Genomic DNA, 25961 nt, shown 5'->3' on the forward strand with positions numbered 1-25961 from the left:
CAACTAAATTCAGATGGAGTTAAAACTCCACCTGAATAAGTTATCATTTTATTGCCGGTTCTTTGGGCATAAAGCCTGTTTTGGGGGAATTTTATTATGTATTTTGTAAAGGCTAAGGGTATATACCAGCCATTGGCAGGTGTAGTGCTGCTTTTGGCTAGCTTTCTTATGTTTTGGTCCATGTCAGAGGCTCAGGCGGCTTCCTTTGCCCAGCGGATTGCTGATTTGGCGGAAATTCAGGCTATAAGAGTCAGCTCTGATGCGGATAAATCCCGGATAGTATTGGATACCACCAAGGAGGTTACCTTTAAGACCAGTGTGCTCAGTAATCCTGAGCGGGTGGTGGTGGATATCCAGGGGGCTTGGATCAGCTCCGACATGAATAAGACCATCAATATGGGCAGTCCCTTTGTTAAAACGGTTCGGATGGCCCAGTACGACCCCAATACGGTGCGGGTGGTTATTGAAAGCAGCATGAATGAATATAACCGCAGCTTCTTTACCCTGGATGGTGGTGCAACAGGCCATCGTCTGGTACTGGATTTTGGCAATGTGGGAGGGAGCTCCGCCGGAGCCGCCATTGATTTTGGGCGCAGTGACTCCACCCCTGAGGAGGAGCCTGACTCCAGTTCTGAGGAGGAGCCTAACTCCAGCCCTGAGGAGGAGCCGTTACCCCAGTCTGGCAGCGATAAACAGACTGGTCCCAAAATTATCTACCCGGATAGTGACAAAAGTAATACCGGCAGTGATAAGGAAAAGGTGGCCAGTCCGGTGACCGAGCCGGTATTTACCACCGGTATTGCCAATAAAAAAATTGCCATTGATGCCGGTCATGGCGGTTGCGACACTGGGGCTATTGGTCCCACCGGCGTTACCGAAAAAAGTATAACCCTGCGTATAGCCCAGGAGCTGCAGCGTCGGCTGGTGGCTGAGGGGGCCGAGGTTATTATGACCCGTACCAGGGATACTGAGGTATCAAAAAAGAAGGCTAATGCAACGGATATTGAGGAGCTTCAGGCCCGTTGTGATGTGGCCAACAATAGTGGGGCAGACATATTTATTTCCATACACATGGACTCCTTTACCAGCAGCAGTCCAAGTGGCACTACCGGTTACTATTATGGGGGCGGCAGCAAGACCTCCATTCGCCTGGCCAAGTGCGTGTCGGATGCTGTGGTATCCTCCCTGTCAACGGGACATCGAGGGGTGAAGAGCTGTAATTTCTACGTGGTAAAGCATACTTCTATGCCGGCAATTCTCCTGGAGACAGCGTTTATTTCCAATGAGCGGGAGGAGCGGCTGTTAAATTCTGAAGCGGGCATCAAGAAAGCAGCTGCGGGTATTTTAAATGGATTAAAAAATTTCTTTGAATAAATAGGGAATGTTTAATGTAGCAATTGTGAGGTTGAGTAATTTTGGCTGAAAAAGAATTAAATGTGGAAGCAGATGAACAGGAATTTATTTTTTCTGATGAGCAGTTCAATCAGGTAATAGCAGAGCAAAAGGCCGAACGGATGAAGAGCCTGCGCCGTCATAAGCTTCCGGCAAGGCTTACCCTGGAGGAGGCCCTTACGGCCCTGACCAAGACGGAGCTGGAGGATATCCAATATAATCTAAATCTTCCGGTGGCAAACAATATTAATCGGGTGAAAAAGGCGGAGATGGTTGAGGCAATATTGCCTGAGGTAGTTAAATTTGCCCAACGGTGGTTTGTCAGTGCCTTTGAGGATCAGAAGGATATATTTGATTATGTATGCCAGCATGAGGGACAGGTCAGGGACCTGCAGCTGGAGGATGGACGCCTGGATTATCTCCGGGGGATAGGCATTATGTATTGTGGCCTGTCTGATGGCCAGTTGGTTTGGTATATGCCCAAGGAAATTCAGGAGGAGTACGGCAAGATTAACAATGGAGCCTTTCAGCAGGCCACCGCCCTGAATACGGAGGTCATTCGTCTGGCTTCCGGCCTGGTGTTCTATTATGGCGTCATGGATTATGATCAGCTATATGCCAAGGTGTGCGACTATATTGATGATGATTTGGAATTTGCCGATTTTATCGGCATAATTCTCAATGGCGGCTGCTGGTATGATAATATTCAGGCCGGCAAGCATGACCTGATGTACGCTGAACTGATAAATGTGGAGGCCCTTCAGGGGGAGCAGCTGAGGAATACCTCTGTTGATTACGCCGATTTGCCCTATAATAAGGTATGGGATGCCGGTCAGGAGGCCTATATTGAGTCTACCGATGAATACCGGGCCCTGGCCCAGTTCTTGATGAACAAGTGTAAGCTGGATGTGCTCCAGGCGGCGGAGGCCGTTCGCTCCATTAATATCATTATTCAGAATGGATATGGTATGAAGGAGATAGTCGGCTTTTTGAAGGAGCAGAAGCTGGTCCTGCCCAAGGAGGAAGAGACCCAGGAGCTTTATGAGCTAATCGGCCGTTATGACAGTACACTGCCTAAGTGGGTCTTAAAGGGTCATACCCAGGTGGAGCTGGCCAATATGCCTCATGGCTCCGTGGTTCGGGTGGGAAAAAAGATTGGCCGCAATGATCCATGTCCTTGTGGCAGTGGCAAAAAGTATAAAAATTGCTGTATCGATAAGAATTACTAAAAAAATTCAAAAAAAGCTTGCTTTTTTATCTTATATGCAGTATTATATCTCTTGTCGACGTCACCGACACAAATTCCTCGATAGTTCAGTCGGTAGAACGACGGACTGTTAATCCGTATGTCGCAGGTTCGAGTCCTGCTCGAGGAGCCATGGCGCGTTGGTCAAGTGGTTAAGACACCGCCCTTTCACGGCGGCTTCACGGGTTCGAATCCCGTACGCGTCACCACTAAAAAAACAGAGGGGATTTTTTGGTCCCCTTTTATATGGGCGCTTAGCTCAGCTGGGAGAGCGTCTGCCTTACAAGCAGAATGTCAGCGGTTCGATCCCGTTAGCGCCCACCATTGATTATCAGAGACTGTCTTAGGACAGTCTTTTTGTATTATGCAGGTTCTTGCATTTTTTCTATACCTTTACTAAAATTAAGTCAGGAGGGGTAAGGATGGATACGCAGGAAAGACGGGAATTGCTGCTGCATACCTTAAAGCAGGCCCAGGGCCCTCTTACAGGAGGCTTTTTATCAGGAAAATTTAATGTCAGCCGTCAGATCATCGTGGGGGATATCAGCGTCCTTCGGGCTGGCGGGGCAATAATATACGCTACGCCCCGGGGCTATGTTATGCCGGAAAATGGGGAGGTTCATGGTATAGTGGGGATTATTGCCTGTAAGCATGGCCCTGAGCAAATGCGCCGTGAGCTGGAAATAATCGTTGATAATGGCGGATATGTGCGGGATGTGATTGTGGAGCATCCTCTTTATGGTGAAATACGGGCTGATTTGATGCTTAGAAACCGGCATGATGTGGAGGTTTTTGATAATCGCATGAAGGAATGTGCGGGGATGCCCTTGTCCATAGTGACCCAGGGGGTGCATCTCCATACTATCGAGGCACCGGATCAGGAAACCCTGGAGCGGATAAAAAGGCAGCTGCGTCAGGAAAATATCTGTGCCAACAAGGCATGAGAAGTTGGCTTGGGGCGGCCTTTCAGCTAATAATCAGATGGAAATACTACAATTAAGGTATTGCTTTAGGTGACAAAGTATAACGGGCAGGTGTTGATCCCATAGGGGATGCGGGGAAAGGGTATTCATTTTATGGCTGTAACCGTGGCGAAAGCCAATTTCCAATGGCTTCAATGCTTGTCCCGTATATTTTAATTGGACCAGGTAGGGGGGAGTACAATGTCCTTCTTCAGTGATTTATGGCACAGCTTTGTGCTGAAGGATCAGACCACAACCGAAAAGGGCTATGTCAGTGCCGTTGAACAGCCGGAGCTGGTGGGCTGCACAGGCATTGTATCCCGGGAGCTTAGACCGGCCGGTACGGTTATTATTAACGGTGAACCGGTGGATGTGGTTTCTGAGGGGGATTATATCCCCAAGGGCCGGGAGGTCAGGGTTATTTCGGTTAATGGCAACCGTGTGGTTGTAAGATAAGCTATTTTGAAAGGGTGTATGTTATGGACGAATTGTTGGATTTGTTGCTGGATTTTAGTGGTTTGTGGGTTTTCCTGGCCGTTATTTTCCTCTTTGTGTTTTTGCATTTTGTTCCTTTGCGGCTGTGGATTGCCGCCAAGGCCGCCAATGTATCGGTGGGCATTTTTACCCTGGTGGGTATGCGCCTGCGTCAGGTTATTCCCTCCCGTATCGTATATCCCCTGATAAAAGCCAATAAGGCTGGCCTCAGTGTGGAGGTTAACCAGCTTGAGGCTCATTTTCTGGCAGGCGGTAACGTGGATAAGGTGGTAGATGCCCTTATTGCCGCCCACAGAGCCCAGATACCACTTCCCTTTGAGCGGTCTGCCGCCATTGATTTGGCCGGTCGTGACGTACTGGAAGCGGTACAGATGAGCGTAAATCCAAAGGTTATCGAGACCCCTGTGGTTTCTGCTGTGGCAAAAAATGGTATCGAGCTGCGGATTAAGGCCAGAGTTACGGTGCGGGCCAATATTGACCGCTTGGTGGGTGGTGCCGGTGAGCCTACCATCATTGCCCGGGTAGGTGAAGGTATCGTCACCACCGTAGGCTCCTCGGTGAGCCATACCGATGTGCTGGCCAACCCGGATGATATTTCCAAGACAGTGTTGGGTAAGGGACTGGATGCCGGTACTGCCTTTGAAATTCTCTCCATTGATATTGCTGATGTGGATGTGGGCAGAAATATTGGTGCCGAGCTCCTGACTGATCAGGCAGAGGCTGATAAGCGGATTGCCCAGGCCAAGGCCGAGGAGCGCCGGGCCATGGCCGTAGCCAAGGAGCAGGAAATGAAGGCCTATACCCAGGAAATGGAGGCCAAGGTGGTGGAAGCCCAGGCTGAGGTGCCTCATGCTATGGCTGAAGCCTTGAAAAACGGTAATTTAGGCGTAATGGATTATTATAACCTGAATAATGTAAAGGCCGATACGGATATGCGGGACAGCATCAGCCGCAGTGCCGATGGCAGTCCCCTGACTCCACCGCCTATCAAGTAAAGCAGGTGAACAGCTATGGATTATGTTATTCCAGTAGTGGTATTTGCCCTGATGGTTATATTTGGCAATGTGCTGGATAAGAAGAAGCCGCCGGCCCAGCCTATTCCCAAGGACTGGATACCACCGGATATAGGACGTGGTCCGGAGCCGCCACCACCCCAGCACAGACCCCATCATCCCAGTGAGTATGATCAGGTTCACAATCCCTATCAGGAGTACCTGCTGCGTCACACGGATGATTATGAGGAAAAGCATGAGGAGCCGCCCCAGGATCCCTCCTATTCCACGGAGCGAATAAAAAAGCCTATGAGCGGACTGGCTCAGGCAGTTATCTGGTCGGAGATACTGGGTAAGCCCAAGGCCAGACGCAACAGACTGAGGTAAATAATGGTAAAATAAAAGCGGGACTGCAAATGCAGTCCCGTATTTTGGCCCGTTTTTATTTTTTGCCAAAGGCGAATATCTTTACCAAAAGAAAAGTTACCGGAATACCTAAAATTGCTGCAATCAGGTAGCTTACTATTGGCGGATACCCCAGCCAGTTGTAGAATATAATAACAATAATATTTTGAATGATATAGTTTGGAATATATGATACAAAGAATTTTATGAAGCGGCTCACAGATAATGTGTCGTGGAATACAAAGCGGCTGTTCATCCAGCAGGCACAGAGATTGGCCAGAATGTAGCCTATGTTGAAGGTGAGATTGGCGTCTGCTATGAAAAAGGAGCAGAGCCAGGCCATAAAGGTACAGTTAAAGGTGTTGATACAGCCAATAACCAAAAACAGGAAGAATTCCCTGGTAAGAAAGTGGTGCTTTGTTTTTTCAATTAAATTCATTAATAGACCCCTTTGGTTTTTAATATTGATAAGCTTCTGCTCAGTGAATTCAGCTGGGTGAAGCCTGTTACATCGCGCTGCGGCGGAATACCGGTCCTTTGGGTAAAGGGCTGGCCGGAGGATTTTGCCTGTGGCAAAAATTGAATAATGGCGTTATAATATTAAGGTATTTTCGAGCAGTTTAATAAAAGAAGAAAAGAGATAACCATGAAGATTATATCAGTTGTTGTACCGGTATACAATGAAGAAGATAATATCGAGCATTTTTACAGGTCCATTGCTGAGGTGTTTGACAAGCTGGACTACGATTTTGAGCTAAATTTTGTGGATGACGGCTCCAAGGACCATAGCCGGGAAATTCTCCGGGAGCTGGAAAAAAAGGATCAGAGGGTTCAGTCGATTTTTTTGGCAAAAAATTCCGGCCATCAGCTGGCATTGACCTGTGGGCTGGACCATGCCGACGGAGATGCGGTTATCATGATGGATGGCGATATGCAGCATCCGCCGGAGCTTATTCCCACCCTTATTGCCAAGTGGGAGGAAGGCTATGATGTGGTTCATACCATCCGCAAGAGCACGGAAGGCGTTTCGGTCTTAAAAAAGCTTACCTCTGCATATTATTATAAGGTCTTAAATACCATTTCCACCGTTCATATTCAGGAGGGAGGGGCTGATTTCCGCCTGATGGATCAGAAGGTGGTCAAGGCCTTTCGGCGGTATCGGGAGCATGCCCGGTTTATTCGGGGCATGATAGGCTCCATGGGCTTTAAGCAGACCTACATAGAATTTGTGGCTCCCAAGCGGTTTGCCGGCGTTTCCAAGTTCTCTCCCCGGAAGATGCTTCACCTGGCTGTGGATGGGGTTATGGCCTTTTCCAGCCTGCCCCTTAGAATGGGCTTGTATATAGGCTTTGGCTGTGGCTTTCTCAGTATTATACTGTTTTTGCATGTATTGGTATCAAAATTTGTGTTCAATGATGCAGTGGCCGGCTGGGCCACCATTACGGCCTGCATACTGTTCTTCGGCGGCGTGCAGCTCACCGTACTGGGCATTATGGGAGAATATATATCCCGTATTTACGAGGAAGTAAAAAACAGACCCCTGTACCTCATTGGCCGTGACCGACCTAAGGATGAGCCGGAAACCAATTAAATATTATTATGCTATGATGTGGGGGAGTCCCCTGTAGCACGTCACACGTCGCTAAAGTTTTTCTTGTCTTTAACAATAGCGAAAAAAAATCATAACTCGCTGCTAATTACAGATCAAAAAATTGTTTTAGCACCGGAACCGAGCGAAAGACAACAGTTTCTGCCAAGTTTTTGCTTTAGTATTGTTATTATGCACTAGAAAAGGGATTACCCATCCACGGGTAATCCCTTTCCTAGTGTGTGTGTATTATATTTAGGAGAGTTACGCTTTTTTCAAAGCTTGAATATAATATAACATAATTGAAAATGATTTTCAATACCTAAATGAGAAAAATTTTCATTTTTTTATAGAAATAAAAAAACAGGCTGGCACAAAGGGTAAATCCCTTGGTGTCAGCCTTTATTTTTTCCCGATGTTAACGGGTGAAATGGGACAATCATCAGGTGGAGCTTAAAGCTTCACCTGATGAAGCCTCCACCTTATCAGATATCCGAATTTTGTACGGAATCAAACATCTCCGTAATTTCCTTCTCCGGCTCCTTGTCCAACAGGCTCACGACGTAAATGGCCAGCAGGGAGAACAGAAATCCCGGAATAATCTCATAAAGACCAAGGAAGGCAAACTGCTTCCAAATCAGCACGGTGAGGCCTCCCGTCACAATACCGGCCAGGACACCGTTTCTGGTGGCCCGTCGCCAGAACAGGGACATAATCAGAGCCGGGCCAAAGGCGGCACCGAAGCCGGCCCAGGCATAGGATACCATGTCCAAAATAAAGCTATTCGGATTCATGGCCAAGGTAATAGCCATGGCGGATATCACCAGTACGGCGGCACGGCTTACCCATATAAGCTCATTTTGGCCTGCTTCCTTCCGTATAACCGAACGGTAAAAATCCTGGGAAAAGGCGGAGGCTGCCACTAAAAGCTGGGCGGAGGCGGTACTCATTATGGCTGCCAATACAGCGGACAGGATGAGTCCGCCTGCAAATGGAGTAAACAGCTCGCCGGTCATTACCAGAAATACGGTTTCCACCCTTGGACCGGTAAGGGCTTCAGTCAGGTACACGCTGCCCACAATACCTACGGCCACAGCAGCAGCCAGGGAAATGGCCACCCACACCATGGCAATATGCATGGCATGATTAAGCTCTCTGGAGGATTTGATGGCCATAAACCGGATTAGAATATGGGGCTGACCAAAATAGCCAAGCCCCCAGCCCATAAGGGAAATGAATTCAATAGCTGATATGGTGGAGCCATCCGGACCCATAAATGGGTTGAAGAAGGTCGGATTTAAAATCTCAACTGCCTTGGCAGTGTTGACAGGTCCCCCAAGGGCGAACATGGCCACTGAGGGCACCATGATGATGGCAAAGAACATCATGACTCCCTGAATGAAATCAGTCCAGCATACGGCCATAAAGCCACCGGTCAGGGTGTAGAACACCACTACGAAGGCCCCCAGCAGGACGGCAGTGGTATAGTCCATACCAAAAAGGGTGCTGAACAGCTTGCCGCCGCTGACAAAGCCGGAGCTGGTGTAAATTACGAAAAATATAATGATGAAAATAGCCGGAGCCACCCGCAGGACGTTGCTGCGGTCATTGTACCGGTTTTGGAAGAAATCCGGCAGGGTCAGGGAATTATTGGCAATTTCCGTAAATTTGCGCAGCCTGGCGGCTATAAAACGCCAGTTGGCATAGGTACCCAGGGCCAGCCCCACAGCAATCCAGCCGGCATTAAGGCCGGCAAGATAGGCGGCTCCCGGCAGTCCCATCAGCATCCAACCGCTCATATCAGAGGCTTCGGCGCTAAGGGAGGTTACCCAGGCCCCCAGCTTCCTGTTGCCAATGATATAATCATCCATGTTATTTGTCTTCTTATAATAGCAGAGTCCAATAAACATCATCAGGCCCAAATATAATACAAAGGCCGTAATAATTAAAATATTATCCAAACGTTATACCTCCTATAATACAGATAGTAAATATTATACTCCAGTTGCTAAAAATTATCTATTGATATGTAAAAATATACAGGCCCATAGGCAAAGCCTACTGTTGAGCAGTAATATTTTATCCTACGTTAACGGGTAATAAACGGCTGAATTCAATGAGGTTAAACAAAAAAGCTTGAATAAGTCTTTATTTTATTTCCGGAAAATGAAGGAATTATCCACTTTATGTAGAACTATCTAATTAGGTTTCATATGATTGATGGATATTGTTTTCAAAAAATCAGGAAATAATATGGTTTACGTGTCAAAAAGTACAGGAAATTTTTCCTAAAATAGAAGGATTTTCGTTTTTTTGGCGAATATTTACAGAGAAGGATAAAATACAGGAAAAGCGCAGGTGATTGTTTGTGGAAAAAGTCAAGGTTATGGTAGTTGATGATTCGAGGATTAGTCGTATGATGGTGAGCTCTATGCTGGCCAAGACTAATTTTGAAGTTTGCGCAATGGCTGAGAATTCTGCAGAGGCAGTGGCTCTTTATGCTAAGACAAAACCGGATGTAGTAACCATGGACATGAATTTACCGGATGCCGATGGTATTGAATGCACCCGTCGTATTCATGCAATAGATCCAAAGGCTAAAATCGTTATGATAAGTGCTATGAAGGATGCCAAGCTGATTATGCAGGGCCGTATGGCCGGTATTGGCTCATTTCTTCAAAAGCCGGTCAGCACCAATGAACTCATAGATACCCTTATGATTATGTGCAATGAGAATGTTGGGGCAGTGGCTGTTTATAGGGAGTCCTATGTAACTACCTTTGCCAAGGTACTTCAGCAGAGCTTGTTGTCAATATTTGGTATCAAGAGCGAGATTGAGATTTCTCAAAATGAGGACTCCGTTGTCCGGGTTAACGGTGTTGCTGCAGTGATTGGTATAGTTGGTGAACCTAAGGGCAGAGTTGCTTTATATATGGATTCGGATACGATGTACAGCCTTAGCAAGGCTATGCTGGGGCTGGATCCTCAGGATGATTTGTCGGCTGATGAAGCAGAGGCGGCCATCGAGGAGGCTGGCAATATAATTGCCGGTCGTGCTGTTTCCCGGGTTAATGACGTATTTAAGGACAAGGAAATGCGTATTACGCCCCCGGGGACAGTTATTGGTACAGATATAATTCTGTCCAATCCTGAGCTGATTTCCTTTAATGTAATAGCTAAGACGTCTTATGGTGATGTTCATATGAGTGTGGGTTTTGCGAGGGGAGTATAACTTATGGATGTAAAGTTGGTTAATCCTTTTATAGATGCATTTACGACTGTACTTCCTCAAATGGGCTTTCCAACACCACAGCGTACAGGTATGACAGTCAATCAGCAGAATGCTGTCAGTCAGGGCGTAGCTGTTATCGTTGGCTTTACCAAGGAGATAAGGGGAAACGTCGTTTATAATATGAGTGAGGAGACTGCTAAATTTATTGCTTCCACCATGATGATGGGAATGCCGGTAGAGAGCTTTGATGAGATGGCTCAGAGTGCCATTTCCGAGATGTCCAATATGTTGACGGCAAATGCCGCTACTAATTTGACTGCTCTGGGACTTGAGGTGGATATATCCACGCCATCCCTGACAGTGGGCTCCGATTTCCAGATTAAGATAAGCAATGAGCAGTACCTGTGTGTCATTATGGATGTCAGTGGCCATCAGGTGGAGATTGATATTGCTGTTAAGCAATGAGTAATTTTGAAGGTAATATTAGGGATTGCTTCGGCAGTCCCTTTTCTATTTTGGCTTGTGAAATACACAATTATCTGGTGGTGACATCGCATAAAAATATATATAACGAGCTTTAAGATGTCCCCCACCTCTTTAGGTGGGGGAAAACAAACTACAACAGCTGGCGAGCATATCTCCCAGCTCGTTGAAACGCTAATTGGAAGATTTTTCTTCTAAAGAAGAAAAATTTGAACAATGGCGTTATAAATTTCTTGGCAAGGATAGGGCTTTTTAGTATAATAAATACAGTTTTGTATAAATGCAGAAGCAAATAAATGTTCTGCTTAAAAAGGGCGAAAGGAACCATTATGAACAAGGTTACAGTGGTTACCTCCGGCTTTCAAAAAGACCTTAATGGTAAACAGGAAAGGGTTGCCCATTTAGTCGAAGGGCAGTATTATTTCCGCAATAAAAAGCATTATATCAAATATGATGACAGCAGTATGGACCAGGAAAATGTGATTGCTACCACTATTAAAACCGATGGCGGCAGTTTGGCCATTTTCCGTCGCGGTGCCGTTGATACGGAAATGACTTTTTCCAAGGGAGAAAGGTCCCGTTCCATGTATCATACCCCCTACGGTCCCATGGAGCTGGAAATAAATACAAGGAAGCTGGAAATATGCATGGATGAAGTGGAGGCCTGCGGTGAGATTGACCTGTGCTATGATTTGCAGGTTAATGGGATGCCGGTTGGTGACTATGAGCTTCACATAAAAATCAGTAATGCTGATAATTGATTATAGGTTTGGGAGGCCATTAATTTGGATATTAAGGAAACACTATTAGCCGCTATTGAACATGCTGCCAAAGGAGCTATCGCCGATGGAGTTTTTCCTGAGGCACAGCTGCCTAACATTATTCTCGAGGTTCCCCCAAAAAAGGAAATGGGCGACTTTGCCACGAACTTTGCAATGCAGTCCGCTAAGGCGTTTCACATGAACCCTCGGAAGATAGCCCAGGAGGTTACCGGCCGTATTGCAGGTGAATGGCTGGAACGGGTTGAAATAGCCGGTCCGGGCTTTATAAATTTCTTTTTGAAGGCCAATGTTCTTTATGATGGCCTCAAGGCAATTATGGACCGGGGTGACAGCTTTGGCCAGCTGCCCAGGAAGGACATGAAGCCTGTTCAGGTGGAATACGTAAGTGCCAATCCAACGGGACCCTTGCATGTTGGCCATGGGCGCGGTGCTGCTGCCGGCAGTGCCCTGGTAAATGTGATGCGGGCCGCCGGATATCCGGTATCCAGCGAATATTATATCAATGATGCCGGCAACCAGATTAATAACCTGGCCCTGTCCGTTGACCATCGTTATTTGGAGCTTCTGGGCAAGGCGACGGAGGATACCTTCCCGGAAAATGGCTATCATGGAGCCGATATTATCGATACGGCTCAGCGGATTATTAAAAAGGATGGGGACAAGTACCTGAATATGTCCGAGGAGGAGCGCTTGGATATTTTCAAGGAGCTGGCCCTGAAGGAAAAGCTGGCAGCCCTGAAGGAGGATTTGGCGGCCTTTAACTGCGAATTTGATGTATGGTACAGTGAACGTACCCTGCATCCTGATAAGGTGAAGGCGGCCGTTGAGGTACTTCAGAAAAATGGTAAAATATTCGAGGAGGGCGGGGCTCTCTGGCTCAAATCCACTGATTATGGTGATGATAAGGACCGGGTAGTAATCCGCGATAACGGCGTTCCTACCTATTTGGCTGCTGATATTGCCTATCACAAGGATAAGTTTGAGCGGGGCTTTGGCAAGCTGATTAACATTTGGGGAGCCGACCACCATGGTTATATTTGCCGGGTAAAGGCCGCCATGAGTGCCCTGGGCTTCAATGCGGACAATCTGGATGTGCTGCTGCTCCAGATGGTTCGCCTCCTGCGGGGCGGCGAGCTGGTAAAGCTGAGCAAGCGTACCGGACAGACCGTCACCCTGGCTGAGCTGATTGAGGAGGTTGGCACCGATGCGGCCCGCTATTTCTTTATTATGCGGTCCATGGACAGCCAGCTGGATTTTGATTTGGATTTGGCCAAGTCCAAGAGCAACGAGAACCCGGTTTATTACATTCAATATGCCCATGCCCGTATTTGCAGTATCTTCCGTCAGGCGGAGGAAACAGGGCTGAAGGTTACCGATGGGGTGGATTTGTCCCTCCTTACTGATGAGACTGAAATTGATATAATCAATAAGCTTCAGGAATATGAGGAGGAGATTGAACGGGCAGCGGCGGAATATGCACCACAGCGTATTGCCCGCTATGCCTATGAGCTGGCCGGAAAATTCCACAGCTTCTACAATCAGTGCCGTATATTGGGCGTTGACAACAAGCTGGCGGAGGCCCGTCTGGCCCTGGTTACGGTTACGGCCCACACCATCCGGCATTCCCTGGGCATTTTGGGAGTTTCTGCCCCGGAAAAAATGTAATGATTTGAGACTTTATATAATGGATTAAGGAGACTTTGACGTGGATTATTTGAAGAGTACTGATGTAGAAGTAGCCGCTTATATTTTGGCAGAGCATAATGCTGATCTCGGTAATGTGGTGGATTCCTCCGCCTATGAGCCAATGTATTTTAAGGATCTTATCCTTGAAGTAATCAAGAGAAAGAATAAGCCTGTCCAGTCCCTGCCTGAGGCTATTTCCGAGATTTACACCCAGATCAACATGGACAGCCGCTTCACCTACAGAAACGATGGCATGTGGGGGCTTACGGAGTGGTATCCGGTGGATAAGAAGAAGTCTGCCCGCAGTGTCCGCACAATTTCCCATGAGGCGGCTGCTTCGGAAAAGAAGAAGGCCAATGATACCCACAAGTTCGAGAGTATTCAGGAAAATATGTAAAATTTTGCGTATAGGAGGATTAGGATATGGCAAAGTACATTTTTGTCACCGGAGGCGTTGTTTCTTCCCTTGGTAAAGGCATTACCGCCGCTTCCCTGGGGCGTTTGCTGAAAAATCGCGGTTACAGCATTACTATCCAGAAGTTTGATCCATATATCAACATTGACCCTGGTACCATGAGCCCTTATCAGCATGGAGAGGTATTTGTAACCGATGATGGGGCCGAGACTGATTTGGATTTGGGCCATTATGAGCGCTTTATTGACATAAATCTGACCAAGGGCTCCAATATTACTGCCGGTAAGGTTTATTGGAACGTCTTGAACAAGGAACGCCGCGGAGATTATCTGGGCAAGACTGTACAGGTTATTCCCCATATTACCAACGAAATCAAGCAGCGGGTATATGATGTGGCTGCTGAGAGCAATGCTGATGTTGTTATCACCGAAATTGGCGGTACCGTTGGCGATATTGAGTCCCTGCCATTCATGGAGGCCATCCGCCAGGTGAAGAAGGAAGTGGGCAAAAATGATGTACTCTATATCCATGTGACCCTGGTTCCCTACATTTCTGCTGCCGGTGAGCTTAAGACCAAGCCGACCCAGCACAGTGTTAAAGAACTGAGAAGCATCGGTATCCAGCCGGATATTTTGGTATGCCGGACGGAAAAGCCTTTGACCAATGACATGAAGGCCAAGCTGGCCATGTTCTGCGACGTGGATAAGGAAGCAGTTATCGAAAACAGAACTGCCTCCACCATTTATGAGGTTCCACTGATGATGCAGTCTGAGGGTTTGGACCGGATTGCCATGGAAAAGCTGAAAATGGATTACGTACCGGTAAATATGGACAGCTGGGAGCAGATGGTTCATCGGATTAAAAATCCGAAGAAGCGGGTTAAGATTGCTGTTGTCGGTAAGTATGTGGAGTTGCCTGATGCCTATATTTCCGTTACTGAGGCCCTCCACCACGCCGGTATTTACAATGATGCCGATGTTAAAATTAATTGGGTAAATGCTGAGGAGCTGGAAAATACCAAGGATCCGGATTTGGATGAGGTATTTGCCGGCTGCAAGGGTATTTTGGTGCCTGGTGGCTTTGGTGACCGGGGAGTAGAGGGCAAGATTATGTCCATCCAGTACGCCCGTGAGCATAAGCTGCCCTTCCTTGGACTGTGCCTTGGTATGCAGTGTGCTGTTATTGAATTTGCCCGCCATGTATGTGGCATGAATGATGCCCATAGCTCCGAATTCTGTCAGGAAACCACCCATCCAGTAATCGACCTTATGGAATCCCAGGTGGATGTGGAGGATAAGGGCGGTACCATGCGCCTTGGTGCATATCCATGTAAAATTCAGCCTGGCACCAGAACGGAGGCTGCTTACGGAAAGCTGGAAATCAGTGAGCGTCATCGTCATCGCTACGAGTTTAATAATAAATACCGCAAGGAATTGGCTGACGCCGGACTGGTTATCGCCGGTACATTGCCGGATGACAGTCTGGTGGAAATCGTCGAGGTAAAGGATCATCCTTGGTTTGTAGCCTCCCAGTTCCATCCTGAGCTTAAGTCCAGACCAAATAATCCTCATCCATTGTTCAGAGATTTTGTAACCGCTGCTTTGGAAATAAAATAAGGAAATTTCGCAGTGCAACGCGGAATTTAGAAAGCATAATGCTAACCTTGCCTCCCCTTGGGGGAGCACCCCAAGGGTACTAGGTGCAAAGCACCGTCGGTGTCAGCCTTTAGGCTGACGGAGGGGGTAGCATCGGATAAAAGCAAAAAGACAAGGAGCCTTGACAGACCTTTAAAAGGTTTTATCAAGACTCCTTTTTTGATTGGTTGGGTTACTCCTCTGTATTGGCAGGCTCCACATTGATACCCAGCTTCTCAAAGAGCTCGTTAAAGCGCTTGGTGATTTCATCATGGGTATCCTGGGTAATTTGTGGCATATCATCCTGTCCGATGACTTCCTTCCAGGTTATTCCAGCCTGACGGAATCCTTCTTCCACAGCCTCCTGCATCATCTTTAATTTTTCCGGGTTTTCACCGGCAATGGAGGATACCATATCCATGATACGGGTTGCAACCGCATCAACGGAATATTCGCCACCCTCGGCCACAGCTTCGGCTGCTTCCTCAGGGGTGGTTGCCACTTCCGGCAATACAAATTTGTCCAGACCGACTTCTACACCGTCAAAGTCAAATTTGAAGAGCCCCTGGTCAAGGTAACCCTGCAACGTGGCATTTTGCTCGGTCAGGGTCTGAATCATCAGCATATAGCTTCTGTCAATCCCCTCCTGTAAGGCATCAACCTGTTCAGGTGTGAGCTTGCCCAGTGCAGTGGAGGCTTTTTTCACTTCCGTGGAAATATCCAAAGAAAAAGCCTCAGTGGTGGTGGTTTCCTGTGTCGCCTCATTGGTGGTAGTAGTTTTTGTCATACTCGCCTTCACCGTTGCAGTTTGTTGCGACAAGGAAGAAAGCATCTTAACATCCATGTTCATCTTCCTCCTTTATCCTTAAAAGAAAAACTAAATACAAAGACAGAACACCTAATCCTATCTAACCGTATATCGTAAAAGCAGCCGGTAAAAATTAAGCAGGAAAAAATGTATACAGTATATTTTTCCTGGGCAAAAGTTGCATAGCTTTGGGGGAAATGCTACACTATGCTATATGAAATCAAGGGGTGGAGACAATGGAGGATCATGGAAAGAAAATTTTTCTTATTTCAATAGGATTGGTTGTAGCTGTGATATTGGCCCTTTTCGGCTATCAGGGCTACAAGGCTAAAATGGAAGAAAAGCGTCATGCTGAGATTCATCAATCCGGCCACAGTACTGCTGTGGCGTATCTTGAGGCTGGAGAATGGGGAAATGCCATGGATACCTTAAGTGGGTTGAGTGATTATCGTTGTGATGACTGTGATACATTGCTGACTTATTCTTATGCAATGCTGAAATACAAAGATGGTAAAGCCAGTGATGGCGGTATTACCACTGCCCATGACAGCTTTGAAGAGATCGGTGAAGATTATTTTGGGGATTTGGCGGATAATGTCCGTCGTGACCGCGAACGGGTCAATGCCGATTATGAAAAAATGAAGGCCCGCCAGGCTGAGGCAAAACGCCAGGAGGAGGCTGCCAAGGCTGCCAGAAAAGCGGCAGAGGATGCAGAACGGGCCAATAATGTATATATAGGCGACCCTGAGGAAAAGGTACGGAGACTTTTCGGTACCCCTGACCATGTAGGCCGCGCCGTGATGGGAGACACTGAAACAAAGCAGTTTGTATACTACGCCCCAGGCCGTAATATCATCATTTACCTCCAAAACGGCAAAGTGGCTGGATTTATGGACTAAATGGTGAATGCTTACAGTTGAATAAAAAAGGAAACTTTCCACATAATTGAAACAGGCGGAGGCTTCCGTTCCCTCCGCTGTTAGTAATTTCAGGTTTGTTTTCTTTTTGCTCCTTTAGCGATGCTGCGGAAATTCCCATTGATGGTGGTTTGGATGATTTTTCCAATCCCCAAGCACCGAAGGTTATCCAATCCAATACCATCATCGAATTCTCTCTGCAATTCAAGGAAGATATGGATATCGACAGGGCAGGAACAGCAACGAGTTTTCCGGCTGGCGAGTATATTCTCAAAGTTGAACGCAGGGACGATAAGGCTCGATTCCATCTTATTTATGATAGCCAGGATACATCTAAGCCGTTGATATTTAAGCAGGACTTGCCTGTTGAGGCATTGGATGAACTACAGGCAATCATAAAAAAGAAAAATCTCGCCGCCATCAACGGCAGCAGTCTGCGAAATAGTGCGTTGGGAACATTGCTTATTTTCCATGTTCATTACGATAGTGGTGAACGCCTATCCGTTTATGCTGAGGGTGGAGCGGCTACTCTGCCGGATGGCTGGTGTGGTACGGAGGTATTTCTGGAATTCTTCATGGAGAAGCTGCAGGCAGAAAAAATTCTGCTATGCAAATAGGGCAGATAGTTTTTCTGCTGTCAGATCAGGCAAAAATCTATCCCCTTGCCCAATGCAGGAAAGTACCGATAGCCCGGTCAGCTGTTCACACATAAGCCGGTTATCTTCTTCCATAAGATTGCCTTTGTGGAAGTTATTGAATAGAATGCCCTTTAGGGGCATTTTTTTTTGTTTCATATATTCGTAAGTGAGTACTACGCCGTTGATGGTGCCTAATCCGGCATCTGCCACCAAAATACTGGGCAGGTTAAACTGATGTACAATATCTTCTAACTGGATATGTTCTTCATCGACGCTTAACGGGCAGGTTATGCCGCCACTGCCTTCAATAACAATGTAATCATGTTCCCGGCAAACCGAATGAAAACTTTGTTTGATTACGTCCATGCGTACAGGGGTGCCTTCTATGCGGGAGGCCAGATGCGGGGATACGGCATGCTCGTAAACATAAGGGCACATGCTTTCCAGGCTTTGGGAAATGCCGGAAATTTCCCGGACAAAGAGAGCATCACCGGGAATCAGGGTGCCATCTGCACGCCGTGTATTGCCGCTCATAGCGGCTTTGTAATACGCAACGTCCAGACCTGCTTCATACAGTGTTTTTACGATAAGGCCGGCGACATACGTTTTGCCCACCTCTGTATTGGTTCCTGTGACAAACAGATTCTTACTCATGCACATACCTCCTTTTGCACAGCAGCGTGTTTTTCCTCTACCCAGACACCGATTTTGTAACAACGCATGCCAATAGCTGCAGCGGCCAGACAAAGAAGAAAGTCTGGGATTATCTGCAAAACACCGCAGTAGAAGATGGCTGTCCAAAGTGGAATCGGTGCGGCAATCACATAATTGGAAATCAGATAGAACCAGCTGATGCCAATCACATAAACAAGCACCATGCCCAAAAGGTTAGCCGCCAGCATCTGGCCATACGAAACAGCTGCGCTGCGGCGGACATAATAGCCGCAGAACCAGGCTTGCAGGATAAAGGCCAAAAGATAGCCAAACGTGGGCTGCAACAGATAAGCCGGGCCGCCGCCGGAGGCAAACACCGGCACGCCCAATAACCCCAGTAGTACATAAGTCCCTACTGCAATGGCCCCCAGACGGGCACCGAGAACCAGACCGGCCAGCAGGGTGAACAGGAATTGCAGGGTATATACGTCCGTACCCACCGGTATGCGGATAAAGGTTCCTGCGGTAATCAGGGCGATGAACAAGCCGCAGAGAACGAGCTCGCGTGTATTAAGATGTTTCATAATTTCCTCCGTAATTTGCTACAAAAATTATTGCTGACGAAAATATTCTTTCATAACGGCAATGATATGAACCAATTCATCATCATTGAGTATGTAAGGCGGCATGGCGTATAGATAGGTCAGGAACGGTCTGACAAAGACGCCGCGTTCATAGGCAAATTGTTGATAGCCTGCCAGTGTCTTCGCCTCAGCGACTTCGATGCAGGCACAACCACCCATTATGCGAATCTCACGAATACGCGGGTCGGTAAAGCCGTTTAATTCTCTTTTGGCGATTTCTTCCATATGTCTGGCTCTGGCGGTTACATCCAACTGGTCGTACAGTTCAATAGAGGCACTCGCTGCTGCACATGCCAGTGCGTTACCCATAAAAGTGGGCCCATGCATCAAGGCTTTTTCCGGTGCATCATCATAAAAAGCAGTAAAGACTTTTTTATTGGCTACGGTAACGGCATGACCAATATGCCCGCCGGTCAGCCCTTTGCCCAATACCAAAATATCCGGCAATACCACATCGGCGACAAAGCGATGACCGGTCCGTCCAAAACCTGTAGCGACCTCATCAAAGATGAGCAGAACGTCATATTGATGACAAAGTTCTCTGGCCCGCTGTAGGAAAGCAATGTCATACATACGCATGCCGCCTGCTCCCTGGAGCAAGGGTTCGACAATAAAGGCATTCAGCTCACTGCCATAACGGGCAAAGGCATCTTCCAAAGCGGAAATCGTTGTGGGAATATGCACGACATAGGGATTTTTTCCGTATACCTGCAAGATGAAATGGTAATCTTCATCATCGCCTACCGACATGGTTTTGAAGGTATCGCCATGATAGGCGTGGTCAAGTGCCAGTACCGTACGGCGGTTGTTTTCACCGGCGTTTACATAATATTGCAGGGCCATTTTCAAAGCGACTTCCACGGCGACACTGCCGGAGTCGGAGAAAAAGCAATAATCCAGGTCGCCGGGCAGCCAGTCCGCAAGTTTTTCCGCCAGTTTCTCGGCAGGCTTGTGGGTAAGGCCACCGAGCATGATGTGCGAAAACTTTGCCGCCTGCCGGCAGATGGCATCGGTGATTTGCGGCTGATGATAACCATAGATAACGCTCCACCAGGAAGATATGGAATCCAGTAGTTTTGCGTCTTTGGTGTACAGATATGGCCCCTCAGCCTTTACGATTTCATAAGGGGCTTTCATCGTTTTCATTTGTTGGTAGGGATACCATATCATTTTACGATACCCTCCCCTGAGATGATATTTTTCTGCATATACATCGCTTCCTTTTGAAAAAGTCTACATTAAGAAGATACTCCCAATTCGTTTTATGTCAACCTATGAAAATGATATGGTTTACTAAAAACTGTTTTGTATATTCCCTTAACACTTAAAGCTGGTATTGATTTTGAACCGGTATGTAAATTGGATGAAATAATCTTATAAAAAGGATATAATAGTAGACATGAAGAAATTCGTTCGCAAAAAATGAAACATTGTGGAGGAAAATCTTAAAATCTAACGTAGAACAGGAGCGAATTTATGAATCAGGATAAGGACAGATTAAAATTTTGATCAAATAAAGTCTAGGTGCCCTGATATATAGGCTATCAGGGCATTATTTATGTTCCAGAAATATAACGAGTTTTACTTTATAAACCGCCTAAGTTTGATCGGCTAGGGCGGTTTATTTTTTTGTTTCCACTGTTGGTGACATTGTATATATTAAGTACCCTAACCCACTGTTTTGTGATATGATATAGGCGGTGTTTTACAATAGTTGAATTTTATATACCAATAGAAAAAGTAGGGTGAAGCAATGCAGAATTTGTTATCTGTCATGTTAAAGGACAGTTCAATAGAGCAAATGAACACCTGCTATAACAGAGAAAAGGGGCAGGCCTTTGTGTACGGTTTATCCGGTACCCAAAAGCATGCCTCCTTTTCTGCTTGTTATGCAGACCATCCAAGAACGAGTATCATTATAACCTACAATCAGGAGGAGCTGGCGGCCTGGCGGGAAAATCTTGCCACCCTGCTTCCCGATACGGAGGTGGCAGAGCTGCCGGTTTTGGACATGGTAGATTTTAATGTGGCGGCCAAGGGGATTGCCAGAAATTCCCGGCGTATGGAGATACTGGGCAGCCTTCTTAAAGGGGACACCAGAATTGTTCTGACCACAGCCCAGGCCGCCGCCCAGAAGGGAATCTCACCAAAGCAGTTCAAGGCCCTGAGCCTGAAGCTGAAGGTAGGTACTGTCATTGATCGGGAGGATTTGCTGGATCAGCTGGTAAAGATGGGCTATGAACGGGTTGATCAGGTGGATATGCAGGGGGAATTCTGCATCCGGGGCGGCATCGTGGATGTATTTCCCGTCAACAGTCATGCCCCCTATCGTATTGAATTCTTCGATGATGAGGTGGATTCCCTACGATTTTTTGATGTGGAAAACCAGATATCCATATCCAAGACCGACAAGGCGGAAATTCTCCCATTTGATGTTTTTGACGACAAGCATCGCAAGGCTATGTTCACGGAATTTCTCTCCTCCGGCTCTGCAATTATTGTTGATGATCCCCTGAAGGTTCGGGAGGAAATCATCAAGCTGACCAGGGAAAATCCAGATATTAAGGGACGTCTCTTTTCCTGGGATGATTTTCTGGAGAAAATAAATCCATATAATGTAATTTATGTGGCTATGATACTTCATAGCCTGCACAGCATAAAGCTGGACCATCTTATAGGGGTGTCTGTTCAGGGGATGGCCTCCTATCAGCGGCAATTTGACATGTTTACCAATGATATGGAAGGCTGGCTCCAGACTCAAAATCAGGTAATTGTAACCCTGGGGGATGTGGCCAAGGTGTCCTCCGTGCGGGAAATTCTGGGACGAAATCGTCTGGCCTCAGTGGAGGGGAATGGCGATACTGCCCTGCGTTATGGTGTGGCCACTGTGGTTAAGGGAAGTCTGCTGAACGGCTTCGAGCTGCCCGGGGCCAAGCTGGTGGTGGTGTCGGAAAAGGATATCTTCGGCCACCAGAAAAAACGGCTTTCCCGGGCCAGCAAGGAAGACCGCATACATCATTTCCGTGAAATCAACCTGGGGGATTATGTGGTTCATTCCCAATATGGAATCGGTAAATATTGTGGCGTAAAAACCAAAGAAATTAATGGGATTAAGCGGGATTATCTCTATATCCAATACGGTGGGGAGGACCGGCTGTTTGTGCCTACGGACCAGGTCAGCCTTTTGCAGAAGTACATCGGCAAGGAGGGCGAGGTGCCCCGGCTGCATAAGATTGGTAGCTCCAGCTGGGTCAAGACCAAGAACAAGGTCCGTTCCTCTGTTAGGGACATTGCCAAGGAGCTCATCAACCTGTATGCCAAACGAAAGGGGGATGAGGGCTACGCCTTTTCCCCGGATACTGTATGGCAGCGGGAATTTGAGGATGCCTTTCCCTATGAGGAAACCCATGACCAGCTGACTGCCATAGCGGAAATCAAGGCGGATATGGAGCGGCAGCAGCCTATGGATCGCCTCCTGTGCGGGGAGGTGGGCTTCGGTAAGACCGAGGTGGCCATCCGGGCCGCCTTCAAGGCCGTAATGGACGGCAAGCAGGTAGCCGTGCTGGTACCTACCACCGTATTGGCCCAGCAGCACTATCAGACCTTTGTGGAACGGTTCCACAATTTTGGCCCCACGGTGGAGGTTATCAACCGGTTCAGAAGCCAAAAGGAGCAAAAGGCGGTGGTGAACCGGGTAGAAAATGGTCAGGTGGATATTCTCATTGGCACCCACGCCATTTTAAATACCAAAAGGGTGAAATTCAAGGACCTAGGGCTTCTCATAGTAGATGAGGAACAGCGTTTTGGGGTGTCCCAAAAGGAAAAGATAAAGCAGATGGCCGTAGGCATTGATGTGCTTACCCTAAGTGCTACCCCTATACCAAGAACTCTCCACATGTCCCTGGCCGGCGCCCGGGATATGAGTGTTATTGAAACGCCGCCCCAGGAGCGGTTTCCGGTTCAGACCTATGTGGCGGAGGAAAATGACAATATTATCCGCAACGCCATCAACAGGGAGCTGAAGCGGGGCGGACAGATTTATTTCGTCTATAACCGGGTGGATAGTATTTACTCCATGCTGGACCGTCTGGAAAAGCTGGTGCCGGAAGCCAATATACGGGTGGGCCATGGTCAGATGCCGGAGGCCCGGCTGGAGCGGGTTATGGTGGAATTTTATGAGGGACAGTTTGATATACTGCTGTCCACCTCCATAATCGAAAGTGGGCTGGATGTGGCCAATGCCAATACCATTATTGTGTACGATGCGGATAAATTCGGTCTGGCCCAGCTGTATCAGATGCGGGGCCGGGTGGGACGCTCCCGGAATATTGCCTACGCCTATCTGTTGTACAAGCAGGATAAGGTTTTGTCCGAGGTGGCAGAAAAGCGGCTCCAGGCCATTAAGGAATTTGCGGAGCTGGGAGCCGGCTTTAAAATAGCCATGCGGGATTTGGAAATCCGCGGGGCCGGCAATCTTCTCGGAGCCCAGCAGCACGGCCATATTGCCAGCGTAGGCTTTGAAATGTACTGCCGCATGCTGGATGATGCGGTGCAGGAGTTGAAGACAGGCAAGCCGGTGGAGCGGGAAAGTGATCCACTGGTGGAAATCAAGGTTCAGGCCTATATTGATAACGAATACGTGGGCAATGCCATGCATAAAATCGAGATTTATCAGCGTATGGCGGCTGTGGGCAGCAATGAGGCCTTGGACAGGCTGCTGGATGAATTGGTGGACCGCTTCGGTGACCCGCCCCAGGCTGTGCTCAATCTATTTACCGTGGCCCGTATCAGAATAGAAGCCCGCCAGGCGGGGATACAGCGTATCAGCGAGGGCAGCCAATATTTGGAAATGTATTTTGCCGGGGCACCAAAGTGTCCTGTGGAAAATCTGCTGGAGATATCGGGCATGTACGGCAATCATGTGAAGTTTGACAATGAGGCCAGGGCTATGCTGATTGATTTGACAATAGTGCCTGGAGCTGCCGTTCACGAGTTTGTGCTGGAGATTATGAAAATATTAAACGGCAAGGCTGTGGCCGGGGCCGTTTCACACTGATGGGGAGGAAAATATAAATGGGCAGCATTACTGTTATTGGCCTTGGGCCAGGGGATTTTGGCCTTATTACCATGGATAGCTGGGAGCGGCTCCAGGGGGCGGAGCACCTTTATTTTCGCACGGAAAAGCATCCCACGGTGCTGATGATTAAACAGCGGGGGGTCAGCTTTACCTCCTATGACAGCTTTTATGAGGGGGCAGAGAGCTTTGGGGAGCTTTATGAGGCCATTGCCCGGGATCTGGTACAAAGGGCTGCTTCAGAGGATTTGGTGTATGCCGTGCCGGGAAGTCCTATGGTGGCGGAAAAAACCGTGGTTCTGCTGCGTCAATACTGTGTGGAGTCCGGTGTTAGGCTGGATATTCTGCCGGGCATGAGCTTTGTGGAGGTGTTGTACAGCAAGCTGGGCATTGACCCCATTGATGGCATGACCATAATTGATGCCGAGGACCTTGACCGGCTGCCGGTGGATATGCCCACCGGGCTGGTAATCACCCAGGTGTACAATCCCCATATTGCGTCATATACCAAGCTGAGCCTTATGGAGGTGTTTCCTGACGAATATCCTATCACCTATATTCATAAGCTGGGAATGCCCGATGAAAGCATTCGCTCCATCCCGCTCTTTGAATTGGACCGCCAGCCGGATATTGATTATCTCACCAGCCTGTACGTGCCACCTCATAACCATCAGCCGGAGTTTGATATGACTCCCTTAAAGGATATTGTGCACACCCTGCGCTCCCCGGGGGGCTGTCCCTGGGATATTGCCCAGACCCATGAGAGCATCCGCACCAACCTTATAGAGGAAACCTATGAGGTGCTGGAGGCCATTGAGCTTCAGGATCCGCAGCTTTTGTGTGAGGAGCTGGGGGATTTGCTTTTGCAGGTGGTATTCCATGCCCGTATGGCCGAGGAAACAGGGGCCTTTTCCCTGCAGGAGGTTATTGATGAAGCCACGGAGAAGCTGGTGCGCCGTCATCCCCATATTTTTGGTGATGTGCAGGCGGCTGATGCCGGTGCCGCCGTGTTGGCCTGGGAGTCCATCAAGAAACAGGAAAAGAAGGACAGGGACTCCGTTTTGGATGGGGTGCCTATGGGACTGCCGGCCCTGATGAGTGCCCAAAAGCTCCAGCATAAGGCGGCAAAGGTGGGCTTTGACTGGGAGGAAATCAACCCTGTATGGGACAAGATAAGGGAAGAGGTTGATGAGCTGAAGGAGGCCCAGGGGGAGGGGGATCCAAAGCACATTGAGGAGGAGCTGGGGGACGTCCTCTTTACGGTGGTTAATCTGGCCCGTTTCCTGAAGGTAGACCCGGAGCTGGCCCTGATGAATACCAATCGTAAATTCATTAAGCGGTTTCATGTGGTGGAAAGCAAGGTAAAGGAATCCTGTCGTAAGTGGTCGGATTTTACCCTGGAGGAGCTGGATGAGCTGTGGAACGCCGCCAAAAAGTGCCAAAATTCATAAAATTTCAATAATTTTCTATACTTTCATTGCAGAAACCTAGTGTTTATGGTATATTGTAGATAATACAGGGGCGAAAACCCAGTGATTGCGCGGGTTTCCCGACATACCTAAATAAGAGGAGGATGTATATGAACAAGTCTCAGTTGGTTGCAAAGGTTGCAGAAAAGGCTGGTCTTACCAAGAAGGATGCCGAGAAAGCAGTAAATGGTTTGTTTGCAAGTATCCAGGAGGCTCTGGTAGCTGGCGATAAGGTTCAGATGATTGGCTTTGGTACCTTTGAGGTGAAGGCTCGTGCTGCCCGTACTGGCCGTAACCCTCAGACTGGTGATGAGATTAAGATTGCTGCTTCCAAGAATCCTGCGTTCAAAGCCGGCAAGGCTTTGAAGGAAGCAGTCAACACCAAGAAGGATAAAAAGGCTAAGAAGACCAAGAAAAAATAATTTTTTTAACAAGCTGGCTGCCG

Annotated in this window: 26 protein-coding genes and 3 tRNA genes; 22 read left to right on the forward strand and 7 right to left on the reverse strand. The window is 47.8% G+C overall.

Annotated elements, in window-relative coordinates:
* The coding region (locus Q0Y54_RS00825) for a hypothetical protein (RefSeq protein WP_297963331.1) at window positions 1-182 on the reverse strand (182 nt) is incomplete at its 3' end.
* On the opposite strand from Q0Y54_RS00825, the gene Q0Y54_RS00830 reads away from it, so the two are divergent.
* From Q0Y54_RS00830 to Q0Y54_RS00870, 9 genes are all read left to right on the forward strand, one after another.
* Window positions 181-1374 (forward strand): N-acetylmuramoyl-L-alanine amidase, encoded by a 1194-nt coding sequence (locus Q0Y54_RS00830; protein ID WP_297963333.1) that lies wholly within the window; start codon window positions 181-183, stop codon window positions 1372-1374. The genes Q0Y54_RS00825 and Q0Y54_RS00830 overlap by 2 nt on opposite strands.
* Window positions 1375-1415: 41 nt before the next feature.
* Complete coding sequence (locus Q0Y54_RS00835) at window positions 1416-2621, forward strand: SEC-C metal-binding domain-containing protein (protein WP_297963335.1); 1206 nt, start codon at window positions 1416-1418, stop codon at window positions 2619-2621.
* A 74-nt stretch (window positions 2622-2695) separates the two neighbouring features.
* A tRNA-Asn gene (locus Q0Y54_RS00840) sits at window positions 2696-2771 on the forward strand.
* A 1-nt stretch (window position 2772) separates the two neighbouring features.
* Window positions 2773-2847 (forward strand) — tRNA-Glu (locus tag Q0Y54_RS00845).
* Window positions 2848-2886: 39 nt separating this feature from the next.
* A tRNA-Val gene (locus Q0Y54_RS00850) sits at window positions 2887-2962 on the forward strand.
* Window positions 2963-3060: 98 nt separating this feature from the next.
* Window positions 3061-3582 (forward strand): transcription repressor NadR, encoded by a 522-nt coding sequence (locus Q0Y54_RS00855; RefSeq protein WP_297963337.1) that lies wholly within the window; start codon window positions 3061-3063, stop codon window positions 3580-3582.
* Between the two features lie 219 nt (window positions 3583-3801).
* A complete protein-coding gene (locus Q0Y54_RS00860; protein ID WP_297963338.1) occupies window positions 3802-4056 on the forward strand; it encodes an NfeD family protein in 255 nt (84 codons plus the stop codon).
* A 41-nt stretch (window positions 4057-4097) separates the two neighbouring features.
* On the forward strand, window positions 4098-5090 hold the full coding sequence (floA, locus tag Q0Y54_RS00865; protein ID WP_297963426.1) for a flotillin-like protein FloA: 993 nt from the start codon (window positions 4098-4100) through the stop codon (window positions 5088-5090).
* 15 nt (window positions 5091-5105) lie between these two features.
* Window positions 5106-5474 carry a hypothetical protein gene (locus Q0Y54_RS00870; protein ID WP_297963340.1) on the forward strand — a complete coding sequence of 123 codons (369 nt, stop codon included), beginning with the start codon at window positions 5106-5108 and terminating at the stop codon, window positions 5472-5474.
* A 55-nt stretch (window positions 5475-5529) separates the two neighbouring features.
* Here Q0Y54_RS00870 and Q0Y54_RS00875 read toward each other — a convergent pair whose 3' ends face one another.
* Complete coding sequence (locus tag Q0Y54_RS00875) at window positions 5530-5931, reverse strand: GtrA family protein (RefSeq protein ID WP_297963342.1); 402 nt, start codon at window positions 5929-5931, stop codon at window positions 5530-5532.
* A 12-nt stretch (window positions 5932-5943) separates the two neighbouring features.
* Between Q0Y54_RS00875 and Q0Y54_RS00880 the strand changes: the two genes are divergently transcribed.
* Complete coding sequence (locus Q0Y54_RS00880) at window positions 5944-6075, forward strand: hypothetical protein (protein WP_297963344.1); 132 nt, start codon at window positions 5944-5946, stop codon at window positions 6073-6075.
* A gap of 63 nt (window positions 6076-6138) precedes the next feature.
* Window positions 6139-7083 carry a glycosyltransferase family 2 protein gene (locus Q0Y54_RS00885; protein WP_297963346.1) on the forward strand — a complete coding sequence of 315 codons (945 nt, stop codon included), beginning with the start codon at window positions 6139-6141 and terminating at the stop codon, window positions 7081-7083.
* Window positions 7084-7565: 482 nt separating this feature from the next.
* On the opposite strand, the gene putP is transcribed toward Q0Y54_RS00885, so the two are convergent.
* On the reverse strand, window positions 7566-9041 hold the full coding sequence (putP, locus tag Q0Y54_RS00890) for a sodium/proline symporter PutP (protein WP_297963348.1): 1476 nt from the start codon (window positions 9039-9041) through the stop codon (window positions 7566-7568).
* Window positions 9042-9448: 407 nt separating this feature from the next.
* Between putP and Q0Y54_RS00895 the strand changes: the two genes are divergently transcribed.
* The 6 genes from Q0Y54_RS00895 (at window position 9449) to Q0Y54_RS00920 (ending at window position 15294) form a co-directional block, all read left to right on the forward strand.
* Window positions 9449-10312, forward strand: a complete 864-nt coding sequence (locus tag Q0Y54_RS00895; RefSeq protein WP_297963350.1) for a response regulator — start codon at window positions 9449-9451, stop codon at window positions 10310-10312.
* A 3-nt stretch (window positions 10313-10315) separates the two neighbouring features.
* The gene (locus Q0Y54_RS00900) at window positions 10316-10777 is read left to right on the forward strand and encodes a chemotaxis protein CheX (RefSeq protein ID WP_297963352.1); all 462 of its coding nucleotides are present in this window, start codon (window positions 10316-10318) and stop codon (window positions 10775-10777) included.
* Between the two features lie 347 nt (window positions 10778-11124).
* Complete coding sequence (locus Q0Y54_RS00905) at window positions 11125-11556, forward strand: DUF1934 domain-containing protein (protein ID WP_297963354.1); 432 nt, start codon at window positions 11125-11127, stop codon at window positions 11554-11556.
* A 24-nt stretch (window positions 11557-11580) separates the two neighbouring features.
* Entirely contained in the window at window positions 11581-13242 is a 1662-nt protein-coding gene (gene argS, locus Q0Y54_RS00910; RefSeq protein ID WP_297963356.1) for an arginine--tRNA ligase, read from the forward strand.
* Between the two features lie 40 nt (window positions 13243-13282).
* Window positions 13283-13660 carry a DNA-directed RNA polymerase subunit delta gene (gene rpoE, locus Q0Y54_RS00915; RefSeq protein ID WP_297963358.1) on the forward strand — a complete coding sequence of 126 codons (378 nt, stop codon included), beginning with the start codon at window positions 13283-13285 and terminating at the stop codon, window positions 13658-13660.
* A 26-nt stretch (window positions 13661-13686) separates the two neighbouring features.
* Window positions 13687-15294, forward strand: coding sequence for a CTP synthase (locus Q0Y54_RS00920; RefSeq protein ID WP_297963360.1), 1608 nt, complete (start codon window positions 13687-13689; stop codon window positions 15292-15294).
* Window positions 15295-15505: 211 nt separating this feature from the next.
* Here the strand turns inward: Q0Y54_RS00920 and Q0Y54_RS00925 are convergent, their stop codons facing one another.
* Complete coding sequence (locus tag Q0Y54_RS00925; RefSeq protein ID WP_297963362.1) at window positions 15506-16156, reverse strand: hypothetical protein; 651 nt, start codon at window positions 16154-16156, stop codon at window positions 15506-15508.
* Between the two features lie 200 nt (window positions 16157-16356).
* Here Q0Y54_RS00925 and Q0Y54_RS00930 point away from each other — a divergent pair, with 200 nt between their 5' ends.
* Together Q0Y54_RS00930 and Q0Y54_RS00935 are read left to right on the forward strand one after the other, a co-directional pair.
* Window positions 16357-17019, forward strand: coding sequence for a hypothetical protein (locus tag Q0Y54_RS00930; protein ID WP_297963364.1), 663 nt, complete (start codon window positions 16357-16359; stop codon window positions 17017-17019).
* A gap of 95 nt (window positions 17020-17114) precedes the next feature.
* A complete protein-coding gene (locus Q0Y54_RS00935) occupies window positions 17115-17654 on the forward strand; it encodes a hypothetical protein (RefSeq protein WP_297963366.1) in 540 nt (179 codons plus the stop codon).
* Here Q0Y54_RS00935 and bioD read toward each other — a convergent pair.
* From bioD to bioA, 3 genes are read right to left on the reverse strand one after another with little or no spacing between them, the layout of a single operon-like run.
* Window positions 17643-18329 (reverse strand): dethiobiotin synthase, encoded by a 687-nt coding sequence (gene bioD / locus Q0Y54_RS00940; RefSeq protein ID WP_297963368.1) that lies wholly within the window; start codon window positions 18327-18329, stop codon window positions 17643-17645. The two genes, Q0Y54_RS00935 and bioD, sit on opposite strands and share 12 nt — an antisense overlap.
* Window positions 18326-18913 (reverse strand): biotin transporter BioY, encoded by a 588-nt coding sequence (locus tag Q0Y54_RS00945; protein WP_297963370.1) that lies wholly within the window; start codon window positions 18911-18913, stop codon window positions 18326-18328. Before Q0Y54_RS00945 ends, bioD begins: the two co-directional genes overlap by 4 nt.
* Before the next feature lie 27 nt (window positions 18914-18940).
* Entirely contained in the window at window positions 18941-20143 is a 1203-nt protein-coding gene (gene bioA / locus Q0Y54_RS00950) for an adenosylmethionine--8-amino-7-oxononanoate transaminase (RefSeq protein ID WP_297963372.1), read from the reverse strand.
* A 604-nt stretch (window positions 20144-20747) separates the two neighbouring features.
* Here bioA and mfd point away from each other — a divergent pair.
* From mfd to Q0Y54_RS00965, 3 genes are all read left to right on the forward strand, one after another.
* Window positions 20748-24029 (forward strand): transcription-repair coupling factor, encoded by a 3282-nt coding sequence (gene mfd / locus Q0Y54_RS00955; RefSeq protein WP_297963374.1) that lies wholly within the window; start codon window positions 20748-20750, stop codon window positions 24027-24029.
* 17 nt (window positions 24030-24046) lie between these two features.
* Entirely contained in the window at window positions 24047-25498 is a 1452-nt protein-coding gene (gene mazG / locus Q0Y54_RS00960; RefSeq protein WP_297963376.1) for a nucleoside triphosphate pyrophosphohydrolase, read from the forward strand.
* A gap of 128 nt (window positions 25499-25626) precedes the next feature.
* Window positions 25627-25938 carry an HU family DNA-binding protein gene (locus Q0Y54_RS00965; RefSeq protein WP_297963378.1) on the forward strand — a complete coding sequence of 104 codons (312 nt, stop codon included), beginning with the start codon at window positions 25627-25629 and terminating at the stop codon, window positions 25936-25938.
* Window positions 25939-25961: the final 23 nt, after the last annotated feature.

The organism is uncultured Anaerovibrio sp. (assembly GCF_947302755.1).
Taxonomy (GTDB): Bacteria; Bacillota; Negativicutes; order Selenomonadales; family Selenomonadaceae; genus Anaerovibrio.

Coding starts and splice junctions, on each gene's coding strand:
- Q0Y54_RS00885 (WP_297963346.1), top strand. CDS start 6,139: ATGAAGATTATATCAGTTGTTGTACCGGTATACAATGAAGAAGATAAT.
- Q0Y54_RS00870 (WP_297963340.1), top strand. CDS start 5,106: ATGGATTATGTTATTCCAGTAGTGGTATTTGCCCTGATGGTTATATTT.
- Q0Y54_RS00930 (WP_297963364.1), top strand. CDS start 16,357: ATGGAGGATCATGGAAAGAAAATTTTTCTTATTTCAATAGGATTGGTT.
- Q0Y54_RS00905 (WP_297963354.1), top strand. CDS start 11,125: ATGAACAAGGTTACAGTGGTTACCTCCGGCTTTCAAAAAGACCTTAAT.
- Q0Y54_RS00875 (WP_297963342.1), bottom strand. CDS start 5,931: ATGAATTTAATTGAAAAAACAAAGCACCACTTTCTTACCAGGGAATTC.
- Q0Y54_RS00925 (WP_297963362.1), bottom strand. CDS start 16,156: ATGGATGTTAAGATGCTTTCTTCCTTGTCGCAACAAACTGCAACGGTG.
- Q0Y54_RS00920 (WP_297963360.1), top strand. CDS start 13,687: ATGGCAAAGTACATTTTTGTCACCGGAGGCGTTGTTTCTTCCCTTGGT.
- Q0Y54_RS00860 (WP_297963338.1), top strand. CDS start 3,802: ATGTCCTTCTTCAGTGATTTATGGCACAGCTTTGTGCTGAAGGATCAG.
- Q0Y54_RS00945 (WP_297963370.1), bottom strand. CDS start 18,913: ATGAAACATCTTAATACACGCGAGCTCGTTCTCTGCGGCTTGTTCATC.
- Q0Y54_RS00855 (WP_297963337.1), top strand. CDS start 3,061: ATGGATACGCAGGAAAGACGGGAATTGCTGCTGCATACCTTAAAGCAG.
- Q0Y54_RS00965 (WP_297963378.1), top strand. CDS start 25,627: ATGAACAAGTCTCAGTTGGTTGCAAAGGTTGCAGAAAAGGCTGGTCTT.
- Q0Y54_RS00830 (WP_297963333.1), top strand. CDS start 181: ATGTCAGAGGCTCAGGCGGCTTCCTTTGCCCAGCGGATTGCTGATTTG.
- bioA (WP_297963372.1), bottom strand. CDS start 20,143: ATGATATGGTATCCCTACCAACAAATGAAAACGATGAAAGCCCCTTAT.
- bioD (WP_297963368.1), bottom strand. CDS start 18,329: ATGAGTAAGAATCTGTTTGTCACAGGAACCAATACAGAGGTGGGCAAA.
- mfd (WP_297963374.1), top strand. CDS start 20,748: ATGTTAAAGGACAGTTCAATAGAGCAAATGAACACCTGCTATAACAGA.
- mazG (WP_297963376.1), top strand. CDS start 24,047: ATGGGCAGCATTACTGTTATTGGCCTTGGGCCAGGGGATTTTGGCCTT.
- Q0Y54_RS00900 (WP_297963352.1), top strand. CDS start 10,316: ATGGATGTAAAGTTGGTTAATCCTTTTATAGATGCATTTACGACTGTA.